Here is a 10,345-nt window from a genome sequence, read left to right on the forward strand (position 1 = left end):
GGTGCACTAAGAGGCAGTGGTCACTCTACCATTCCTGCCATAGTCACAATAATTGGCACATGTTTCCTTCGTATTGTTTGGATTTTTACCATATTCAGACTTTCCCCATCTCTGGAAAGTCTTTTTGTGCTGTTTCCTGGGTGATAACAATTGTTATGATGTTAAGTAGTTATGTTATTATTGTGCGATTTCTGCCAACTTCTTAAGTATTCGTCCCGAAACCTCCACATAATATGCAGCATCCGCAGTGGATAGTTCATCTTTGTCTATTGCCTCAAACTTTTTCATCATGCTTAAGTAACTGTTCATATATTTTCCATAATCCGCAATCATTCCTAAAACGTTATCAGAACTCTTATAATTTTTCATAAAATCAACGTATTCATTAAAGAACTTTTCATAGCCATCCATCATTTTCTTAAAATCCGCTGAAACTTTTGAATCAGATTTTTTTCTTTCTTATTTGCTTTAGTTGTTTCTAATTTAGGGATTTCAGTTGTATTTTCTTCACTATCTACGTCTTCGCTTTCTGTCTCTGCTATGGTTTTCTGTTCCTCAACACCCCCATTGGTTTGTTCTTTCATAGCTACTTCATATTTTTTCTGATTGTTATTATCCACTTTGCCTTTAATATTAAACACCAATGCCAAAACCACTATTATACCTATAATAGTCAGTATCTTGTGTCTCTTAATCGCCTCAACCACTTTGTTTGATTTCTTTTCATTGTTTTCTTCCATAATTTTACATCTCCTTTACATCCTTTGCTATTTGGCGTACCCGTCGTTCAGTTAAATTTAGGTGTTTCGCCATTTCCTTAGGTTTCATTGTATCTAAATTTTCCGCTATAAATTTTCGCGTAAATTCTTTAGAATACAAACGTTGTGGAAACTGAACAGACAATCCCCGATAATAACTCCATATCCTTTTGGTGTTAGTTTCCCCAATTAGCTCCGCTAACTCCTTATAGATTTCACAATAATTATCCACGTTGCTACTCAATTTCATCACCTCTGAATTTGATTTTACAGAATCGTGAGGGAATTTGATACTTGCTGTTTTCTCTGAAAATTCCATTGAAATTTACCAGGCATATTTCTTTTTTTTGCCTTCTCCTTTCTGAAGTCCATTAGGTTGCTTCATCACAGCCTTTGTAAATTTCGCGAATATATTTTTTAATTGTTATTAGATAAAGTGGCAAAATATTTTCCCATAAAAAAACCGGTAAGTGGATTTTAACTTTCCTCTTACCGGTTTTATACTTTTTTACTATTATCTTGTTGCCATCAGTCCCAAATAAAACAGCACTATAATTCCTACTACAATACCTATTCCTTTTAATAATTTTTTCTTCATTTGTTACACCTCCTACTTATCCTTAAATACATATTTATATTCATCCTGATTATAGCTTTGTGATAAAAAGCTCTTAATTAATGTTTCCGCATTTGTTCTTGCATTCTCCAGCAAACCATTTGCCTTGGCGTCTTCCTCTGTCTGCTTTTTCAGTTTTTTAAGCTCCTCAACATTTTCTTCAACCTTTATGTTATTGAAAATGCTTTCCTGCTGATGATATACCTTAAAAGAATCCAGTTTTAATTCTGAACTTAGTATTTTTGCCTCCGGCATGTGAACGGTAACTACTTTTTCTTTACGTTCAACATCATAGTCTATATCAGCAAAATCGTAACCTGCCTTTATAACCACATCACAGCTAAAAACATATTTACTTTCAGTAAATGGAATCTTTATGGAGCCAAACATTTTTCTCCAATCATCTGTTGAACCTACTCCGGTGCAATATGCCGACTGAGTAGCCAATTCCCCAATATTTTCAAATCCCAGCTTGATGGTTTTGTTCATGTATGTTGTATATTTTCCTATTCCAAAATATGTCACACCTGCTAAACATGCCAAAATTAATAATACTGTGATTATTTTCCTTACAGTTCCTTTAAAAATTTTCTTCATGTTTTTTCCCTCTCTTATCTTATGAATCCGGTTTTTACCCACCAACATTATACATTATTCAAATCTAATATCAATCATTTCCTTAAGCATAATCCATATTTTTTACTGTTTTGGTGGTAGAAATATTTATTTGTGGTATACTAGTTATCAGTTTTCCCTTGTGAACTTTACATTACGTTGTATAATAGGTATGTTAAATAGGAAAAAGGAAACAAAATGAGCGAAGTTTATTTTTCAGGATGTTTCCAATGAATTGCCACTAACCGAAGAGAGGGGGCACTACATATTATATAGGAGGATAAGATTATGGCGGAATCAAATGAAATTTTGGAAGGAAAATATATTCGTGCAGACAAACTGCAAAAAGCCATTCATAACTTTTTAAGAAACAAAGATAAAGCCGATATGTACAGGGAAATTGCCGAAATATATAAATCATTGGGAGATTACAAAGACTCTCCTACTAAGTACGAGGCTTGTTTAAAAAAGGCAGCTGAACACGATGAACTTGCCAAAGACGAAAAGGAAGTTCTTCCTACAGTTCCTACTGAGAAAAAGGATAAAAAAAATCACCATGTAGGACTTATTATTTTAATTGTGTGTGGCGTTTTGGTCCTTGGTGCTATTGGTGGAGCAATATACTTTAAAACCCAGCCGGGAAGATATGCCCGTGCTTCATATTATGAAAAAGTAGGAAATTACGAAAAAGCTTACAAAATGTTTAAAGGCTTAGAAGATGAAAACTACAGTGACAGTAAAGAACTTTGCACCAGAAGCAGATATGAATATGCAGGTGAATGTGTAAAGAATAAGGACTACAAAACAGCCCTTAAAACCTACCAGCTACTGGGAGATTATCAGGATAGTGCCTCAAAGCTGGCAGAAGTTGAATTACAAATTATTAAAACTTCAAAAATTGGTTCAACTGTATTTTTTGGTGAGTATCACTGGTTGCTTGTGGATAAGAACGGTTCTGATTATCTTCTTGTAAAATTGGTTCCTGTACTGGGACTTCCTTACAACGAGGAAGCAAAAGCTACCACATGGCATGATTGTACTCTTCGCAAATATTTAAATGGTGAATTTTTAAATGAATCATTTAGCACGGAAGCCCAAAAATATATTGCAGATACTGAAATTACAATTTCTGATAATGCAGATTATAAAACTGTAGGTGGTGAGTCTACCACTGACAAAGTATTTATTTTAAACAGTCAGCAGGAATTGAAATATCAGAAAACTTTAAATAATAACGACAGAACATGTTGGCTTATTGAACCGGGTCAGACCCAGTCAACAGCTCAATTTTCAGCTTACGGACACATTATGACATACGGCTATCCTGTATCTGCCATAAACCTATATGCCCGTCCGGCACTTTGGGTTTCAGCAGAATAATTATTTTTAAACCACATAGAAGAAGCTTTGCAGATTTTATACAAACCTGCAAAGCTTTTTTATTCATTAAAATATCCTATATATTTTACTTCATGTTTTCCCTTAGGGAATAAATACTTGTATAAATCCACAAAATAATCATCTGTCATGCTGGCAATGTAGTCAACTACAATATCATCCGGAGTATTTTCCTCATAATCTGCATCAGAATAATATCCTGTCATTTTTTTTACATATGCTATATGGTGTTTGTACAAAACAGATTCCTTATTATGAGATTTTGCATCCTTAAGAAGCCTTAAATATATTTCCTCCATCATAGGATTAATTTCTTCTTCATAGACCTTACCAACTTTGACGTTTCCATAAATCATTTCATAATTTTCCTTTTTTCCCTGGGAAAATGCTTCAAAGTAATCTTTGTCCATTTTCAGATAGTTTTTGCCATAACTGTTTTCCACAATATTTACAATCATATTGTTAATTATTTCTGCATTTGTATTACCTATCTTCCCACCAAAGAAATCCGGTTCCTTTTCAAACAATCCCAATTTTTGGGCATCCTGACGATCCTTCCCTAAATAAGCAATAATATCTGAAATACGCATTACACAGGCTTCCAAAGTAGCCGGAACCAGTCGCCTGTTAGCATCCATATCCTTATAGCACTCTTCAACCTTTTCATCAAAAATCTTAAAATCTGCATATTTCCGTGGCATATATTTTTCCAGTTCCATTTCCCCATTGTGACATAAAATTCCATCAAGGGTTTGCATACTAAGATTTTGAGGAAAAATTTTATCCAAAACCCGCACACTATGTACATTGTGATTGAAATATCTTCCCGTACTTCCAAAATAAAGTTCGTTAAGCTTTCTCTCTCCGGCATGTCCAAATGGTGTGTGCCCAATATCGTGTCCTAAAGAAATTGACTCAATAAGGTCTGTATTAAGTCCCAACAAACTACCTATATTTCTGGCTATCCTTGACACCAGCTGTACATGACTTGAACGCCTGGATATATCGTCATTTTTATATAATGAAAAAACCTGTGTTTTATCTGCATAGCGATTGTACATGGGAAGATGCATTATTTTCTCACAATCCCTTACAAAAGCCGGGCGCAGAAGCTTGTTTTTATCATGGCTCATATTCCTTCTAAGAACATCTTCATTTGAAAATGCATACGGATTATCCCGGTGATTTTTACGGTCATCAAGGATTCTTTCCTGTAATTCTTTAGATAAATCATTGTAGTGGGGCATAGATTACCTCCTTATGCTAACAATTCTCTAACCATGTCAGCATCAAATGTTACTGACTTAACATGATTTACCTCTATCCGGTAAAGCGCATTTGCCGTAATATGTTCTGCTGCCTGCTCCAAATCCCTGATACCACTTGTATTTTTATAAATCTCAATAACTGCATCCACCGCTTCCGGTGTCATAATGCACTCATTTTCCTTAAGACCAATTTTCTTTAGTATCTTAGGCAATGCAAATTGAGAGAAAATAATTCTCTTTTCATCCGGCGTGTAGTCCGGTATGTCTATTACTGCAAATCTTGACATAAGCGGAGCGCTTATTTGTGACTTATCGTTGGCAGTTGCTATAGGATAAACACCAACGGTCGGTATCATACATTCCATATAATTGTCCGTAAATCCAAGATTATCCAAAAGAGTAAGCAGTACATCTGCCGGATTACCATTACCTTTTCCTGACGTTGCCTTGTCCAACTCGTTAATTATAAATACCAGATTTGACTCTCCTGCCATAGAGAAGGCTTCCATAATAATTCCCGGCTTTGCATTGGAATAAATACGGGATGAACCTGTAAGCTGTTCAGGGTCATTGATGGAACTCATATCAAGGGTAGTCCACGGCAACTTCAAAATACGTGCCACTGCGTAAGCAATCTGGGATTTACCGGTTCCTGCCGGCCCAACTAAAAGAAGTCCATATGCCGGAAGTGTATGAGTACGGTTAATCTGAATAATTGTTTCTATAATTCTCTGCTTAACTTTTTCCATTCCATAAAGCTCTTCGTCCAAAATTCTACGTGCTTCATCCGGGTCAATTGCCTCGAAATAATTGTTTTTCCACTGAATATTCATCATAATGGAAAGGGCTCTTTGGGCATGATGTCTTTCCTCCTGGGACACTTCATTAGAACGTGCCACGGCTAAGTTTCTCCTTGCCCATAAACGTATATTGTCCGGCAATGTACGTCCGGCACAATTCATAAAATCCGTAATACTTTGGAGGCTGGTCAGCTTCATGCTGTCTCCATCTTCTTCCATATCCTCATCTTCTATTTCCTCTTTTGGTGGATTACTTGCTAATAATCTTTCAATCATAAACTGAAGAAAGCCATCTTCAGCTGAAAGTTTTGTGCCACCACCAAAAGCTGTTTCCCTTATTTTATAAACAGCATAGCCATCTTTCTGATTTTCTCCTGACAGTCTAACACTAATGTGATTTTCCCCTAACCATTTAAGAAGGCTCACAAATCTTGAATCAATTTTCAGGATATTAGCGCTTACCGTACCATCTTCTTCATTAAATTCAAAAGCTGTTTTTGTGTTTGGATTGGTAAAAACACCACTGGAATGATGTTTCCACTTTCTGTCACTGTTATCTAATATCATTATAGGATGATTAGCTGATGCTTCGCTTTCGCTTGAACGAAATGTAGTATAAGTACATTCGCTTTTCTTCTTATCATCCGGTGTATTCTTAAAATCAAAAACTGGCATAATTTTTCTCCTTTAGTTTTATTATTAATGTTCCAAAAATTCCCTTACAATTTTATCATATACAAATATGTTTTTGTACCAGAAGATTGATATTTGCTAAAAATTTTGTTGCAAAAACCGTGTTATATACCAGCTAAAGAAACAGATGGAGCCATACCATCTGTTTTCGTCTCATGCATTATAATTTTTAATAAGTAAACAACTGTGTCCAATATGTCCTTCCGTTTACTCCTACATAATATGCCACACCTATTTTTTTGAAGCTGGAATTTAGAATATTCGCTCTATGTTCTGAACTGTTCATCCATCCATTCATTACTTCTTCAGGGCTTCTCTGTCCCCATGCTATGTTTTCACCGGCACCCATAAATTTCCTCCACATATTGTAACAACACCTGTAATTATAAATGCTATAATTGATTGCTTCATTAATACCTCCATTTCTATGGGGCGCGTCACAAATATTACAAAAATGTTACAAAACAATAATAACATATTGGAAATGACTCCACCACGCACAAAATATGGAATTAATGTAATTGTTTGGAGGATGCTAAAGAATAATCTAACAAAAGAACCAGGTAACAATACCCGGTTCTTTCTATCCTTCCTATTTCACCCTTACGCTTTTCTTCACCCACAAACCATATACCTTCTTTTTTTCATATACCATCACAGCTCTTACCTGAATTTTTACTTTCTTTTTGCTTTTCAGCTTCTTTATTGTCAGAGCTCTGTTCTTGGTATACTTTGTTTTCCACTTTTTACCCTGTTTGTATCTAACCTGATATTTTGTGGCACCAACTATCTTACCAATTAGAAGTTTTACACTTTTCTTCTTCGCCTTAACTTTTAAAGTTGGTTTTCTTTTTTTGAACTTTGATACAGTCTGATTTTTTCTAATCGTTGTTGCTTCAATGGTAACTTTAGGAGTTGTCTGCTCCGGTTTCACTGTGACAGATTCTTTTGGTGTCTCCGGTGCTGTAGTAGGTTCTACCTCCGGTGTTGTAGTAGGTTCTACCTCCGTTACTGTTTCCGGTTCCGTCGTATCTTTTTCCGGCTCTATAACTGTTGCCGACTCAGAGACACTTTCCTTTTCCGTGGTTGTTTCCGTCTCCGGTTGGCTACTTGTTGCTGTTTCACTCTCTGTTTCCGTCTCCGGCTGACCACTTGTTTCTGTTTCACTCTCTGTTTCCGTCTCCGGCTGGCTGCTTGTTTCTTCCGTTACCTCCTCAAAATCTCCATCTATCTCAAACTTTAATGTATCACCACTTATTTCCGTTACGTGTACATTTATTTTATCATAAATATCCAATTCCTGATTTTCTTTTAACGGGGCATCTGATTTCGTGGAGTATACTCCACCTAAAACCTCATAATTCCATTTTGAGGCGGTACAATTCATATTATTAGGAAATTTTGTTTCTTTGTCTGCTACATAACATACCAGTCCTGATGTAATGGATAAACCCTTTAACTTAGTTCCGTCTGCTTTATAAAAGTCCCTTGACTGACAATCATATTTATTTCCGTTTTCACCAAAATTTCTATATTCTAAATATAAAGTTTTGTTTGTACCTTTTATATTTAATTTATATCCCACTATATCAGATGTTCCAAAGGTTCCTGATGCCTTTAATGTATACTCTCCCTTTGATTTAATAGTCCTTAAATTATCATCGGTAATCCATCCCTTTGCCTCTCTTTCCTTTAAAGAAATAAACTGAGGCAATGGTGACAAATGTTTTGCCATTGCAGACATATAGTAAACCGGGGAACTGCCTGTGGAATTATAAAGGTCTTTCAATCCAAGAATATGACCCATTTCATGAGCTGCAACACCTATTGAAAACATTAGATTATTGTCACTGCCTTTATAAAGATAATCATAGGAATTAGTCAGCTGCACGTAATATCCGCTTGTTAATGTTTTTGTACCGGTATTAATGGTGACATCTCCCCAATAATCCTTATAATTCCATAAAGGTGATGCCCAACTTACCGATATTTTCTGAGTTGTGTTTTTGTATATTATTGTAATGGCATCTATTTTGCCATCATTGTTTTTATCCAAATCATCAAAGCCATATGTTTTGGTTCCATCATAATTTGTAATTTTATTGCCCTGAGCAATTGCATTGTTTATTGCTTCAGACCAGTCTTCTTTCAGTTCATACATACGCTGCATACGTTCACTTTCATTAGTGTAACCTATAGGATTTTCATCGCTATACTCAGCATAATAGCCACGCTTTTTAGATAATTTAATGGAACCGCCCTTATTAAATAAATATAGGTTATCTATCTGTAAATTGTTATTGGACACATTCCTGTAGTAATCCGATACGCTATAAAATCCTGTATTATAAGAATTATCCGTTAGCTTTCTTACGGAAGTTCCCTGATACAATGTATCGGTAAATTCCTCTTCATCATCAAAACGTGCCATTACAATTAAATTGGTAAAGTTCCCTGTTGTTTTTGACTGCTCCTGCTGTTTGTCCTCTAACTTTGTATATACCTTAATTCTTCCTACATAATTTTTTAAATTTGACCAGTTGTTTTCACCTCCAACATAGGACATTTCCTTGGAATTTTTGTATGATGTCATGATTTTAGCATCGCCTTTGTCATTTGATACCTTAACTACTGTGGAAAACCATTCATCTTTTTCCACTTTCACCGGAGAATCCAGTTCCACCGTTACATATCCACCATGTTCATAGGTTGCAGAAGTTGTTGCCGCCTCATATCCACCGGATGTAGGAACATTTTCCTGACCACCATAAGGATTGTCAATATTTTTATATACCTTAACTTCAACCTTAACATTTTCACCGCTTACGGCAACATTTACAGCTTTAATGTATTCGTCCTTGCCATTTGTTCCACCCTTTTGCGCCTTAAAAACATTTGCCATTACCTTATCATTTCGCAACGCAAAGTCATCCATTCCTCCATCATAATAATAATTGTAATCGTATTTCTCCTTAGGTGCAAAAGTAAAGGCGTATGAACATGAGCTTGTATTATCGTAGGAAAGCCAGAAATATTCCTGACTTTTGTAACTGTTTTTCACAAGCCAGCCACCGTTTCTTTTAGCACCTCCCGGCACAAAATTTTCTGCCGGAATATTATCATCCCAACCAATTATGGTGCATGCATGAGGTGATATTTCCGTACCTTTTTCATTTTTAGGATTATAATAGGTTGTTTCTCTTAAATTATTGTACTGAAAAGTTACCCCGCCATATTTTGCAATAGCCTCTTTTACGGATTTTATATACTGTTCAGAATCTCCACGGTTATCCGGAATATAAAATGCATTTTCAAATCTATATGCAGGATTTTCATAGGGATTAACCGTTGCATCATTTCCTTTAACGGGAGCCCACCACATAGAACATAACTTAACAATTTTCAGTGGATTCCCCGCCTTTTGGGTATAATCCACCGACTGCCAATCTCCACCCGTATTTCCCAGCGGGTCAGCCTCCCTTTTGTACACTCTGTAAGCTGCCGCAACAGGATTTAGTGATAAAGTATCCTTAGTAACGGTTTTATCAATCCCTGATTTCAGTATTGAAGCCTCGGCTGCCGCCATGGATGAATATGCCCAGCAAAGGTTACTATTTCCCTGGTCCTTAACCGGTGTTATTATTCCATAATCCCTTCCATCATATTTATCCCTGGTGGCAATTTCAGCCACTGTATCTATAACATCATGATTAGATATTTTATCATTACCTGCCAATACAATTCCATTTGGTATAATAGAAAATGCCATAACAACAATTAAAAATAAACTTACAGCTCTCTTCATATATGCTCCTTTAACCTACAATGATTAATAACCGGCTCAATTATATTATTTCACCCTTACGCTTTTCTTCACCCACAAACCATATACCTTCTTTTTTTCATATACCATCACAGCTCTTACCTGAATTTTTACTTTCTTTTTGCTTTTCAGCTTCTTTATTGTCAGAGCTCTGTTCTTGGTATACTTTGTTTTCCACTTTTTACCCTGTTTGTATCTAACCTGATATTTTGTGGCACCAACCACCTTACCAATTAGAAGTTTTACTCTTTTCTTCTTCGCCTTAACTTTTAAGGTTGGTTTATTTTTTTTGAATTTTGATACCTTTTGATCTTTTTTAGTGTTTGTCGGTTTCACTGTTCCCGGTTCCGGTTTTGTGGTTCCCGGCTCTGGCT

The 10,345-nt window shown here is 35.8% G+C and carries 9 protein-coding genes and 1 pseudogene; 1 reads left to right on the forward strand and 9 read right to left on the reverse strand.

The window, feature by feature from the left end:
* Positions 1 to 177 precede the first annotated feature (177 nt).
* The 4 genes from Q5O30_RS04505 to Q5O30_RS04520 form a co-directional block, all read right to left on the reverse strand.
* Complete coding sequence (locus tag Q5O30_RS04505) at positions 178 to 414, reverse strand: DUF6591 domain-containing protein (RefSeq protein WP_021952564.1); 237 nt, start codon at positions 412 to 414, stop codon at positions 178 to 180.
* Positions 411 to 740: a hypothetical protein gene (locus tag Q5O30_RS04510; protein WP_021952565.1), complete on the reverse strand. Its 330-nt coding sequence runs from the start codon at positions 738 to 740 to the stop codon at positions 411 to 413. The genes Q5O30_RS04505 and Q5O30_RS04510 overlap by 4 nt, the downstream gene beginning before the upstream one ends.
* Positions 741 to 744: 4 nt before the next feature.
* Positions 745 to 1,008: a hypothetical protein gene (locus Q5O30_RS04515; protein WP_302674581.1), complete on the reverse strand. Its 264-nt coding sequence runs from the start codon at positions 1,006 to 1,008 to the stop codon at positions 745 to 747.
* 360 nt (positions 1,009 to 1,368) lie between these two features.
* Positions 1,369 to 1,971 carry a DUF4230 domain-containing protein gene (locus tag Q5O30_RS04520; RefSeq protein ID WP_021952567.1) on the reverse strand — a complete coding sequence of 201 codons (603 nt, stop codon included), beginning with the start codon at positions 1,969 to 1,971 and terminating at the stop codon, positions 1,369 to 1,371.
* A 306-nt stretch (positions 1,972 to 2,277) separates the two neighbouring features.
* Between Q5O30_RS04520 and Q5O30_RS04525 the strand changes: the two genes are divergently transcribed.
* On the forward strand, positions 2,278 to 3,369 hold the full coding sequence (locus Q5O30_RS04525) for a DUF6273 domain-containing protein (RefSeq protein WP_021952568.1): 1,092 nt from the start codon (positions 2,278 to 2,280) through the stop codon (positions 3,367 to 3,369).
* 59 nt (positions 3,370 to 3,428) lie between these two features.
* On the opposite strand, the gene Q5O30_RS04530 is transcribed toward Q5O30_RS04525, so the two are convergent.
* From Q5O30_RS04530 to Q5O30_RS04550, 5 genes and pseudogenes are all read right to left on the reverse strand, one after another.
* The gene (locus Q5O30_RS04530; protein ID WP_021952569.1) at positions 3,429 to 4,634 is read right to left on the reverse strand and encodes a deoxyguanosinetriphosphate triphosphohydrolase family protein; all 1,206 of its coding nucleotides are present in this window, start codon (positions 4,632 to 4,634) and stop codon (positions 3,429 to 3,431) included.
* A gap of 11 nt (positions 4,635 to 4,645) precedes the next feature.
* The gene (locus tag Q5O30_RS04535) at positions 4,646 to 6,130 is read right to left on the reverse strand and encodes an AAA family ATPase (RefSeq protein ID WP_021952570.1); all 1,485 of its coding nucleotides are present in this window, start codon (positions 6,128 to 6,130) and stop codon (positions 4,646 to 4,648) included.
* A 187-nt stretch (positions 6,131 to 6,317) separates the two neighbouring features.
* Positions 6,318 to 6,593 carry a CAP domain-containing protein gene (locus Q5O30_RS04540; RefSeq protein ID WP_370553104.1) on the reverse strand — a complete coding sequence of 92 codons (276 nt, stop codon included), beginning with the start codon at positions 6,591 to 6,593 and terminating at the stop codon, positions 6,318 to 6,320.
* 147 nt (positions 6,594 to 6,740) lie between these two features.
* Positions 6,741 to 9,953: a lectin like domain-containing protein gene (locus tag Q5O30_RS04545; RefSeq protein ID WP_021952572.1), complete on the reverse strand. Its 3,213-nt coding sequence runs from the start codon at positions 9,951 to 9,953 to the stop codon at positions 6,741 to 6,743.
* Between the two features lie 45 nt (positions 9,954 to 9,998).
* A pseudogene (locus tag Q5O30_RS04550) lies at positions 9,999 to 10,345 on the reverse strand (hypothetical protein); the annotation flags it as partial.

The organism is Eubacterium sp. CAG:161 (assembly GCF_000432355.1).
GTDB lineage: Bacteria > Bacillota > Clostridia > Lachnospirales > Lachnospiraceae > Eubacterium_G > Eubacterium_G segne.

Bases quoted from the DNA above. Each gene is read 5' to 3' on its own strand.
- Q5O30_RS04545 (WP_021952572.1), bottom strand. From the start codon at position 9,953: ATGAAGAGAGCTGTAAGTTTATTTTTAATTGTTGTTATGGCATTTTCT.
- Q5O30_RS04535 (WP_021952570.1), bottom strand. From the start codon at position 6,130: ATGCCAGTTTTTGATTTTAAGAATACACCGGATGATAAGAAGAAAAGC.
- Q5O30_RS04525 (WP_021952568.1), top strand. From the start codon at position 2,278: ATGGCGGAATCAAATGAAATTTTGGAAGGAAAATATATTCGTGCAGAC.
- Q5O30_RS04510 (WP_021952565.1), bottom strand. From the start codon at position 740: ATGGAAGAAAACAATGAAAAGAAATCAAACAAAGTGGTTGAGGCGATT.
- Q5O30_RS04530 (WP_021952569.1), bottom strand. From the start codon at position 4,634: ATGCCCCACTACAATGATTTATCTAAAGAATTACAGGAAAGAATCCTT.
- Q5O30_RS04515 (WP_302674581.1), bottom strand. From the start codon at position 1,008: ATGAAATTGAGTAGCAACGTGGATAATTATTGTGAAATCTATAAGGAG.
- Q5O30_RS04520 (WP_021952567.1), bottom strand. From the start codon at position 1,971: ATGAAGAAAATTTTTAAAGGAACTGTAAGGAAAATAATCACAGTATTA.
- Q5O30_RS04505 (WP_021952564.1), bottom strand. From the start codon at position 414: ATGATGGATGGCTATGAAAAGTTCTTTAATGAATACGTTGATTTTATG.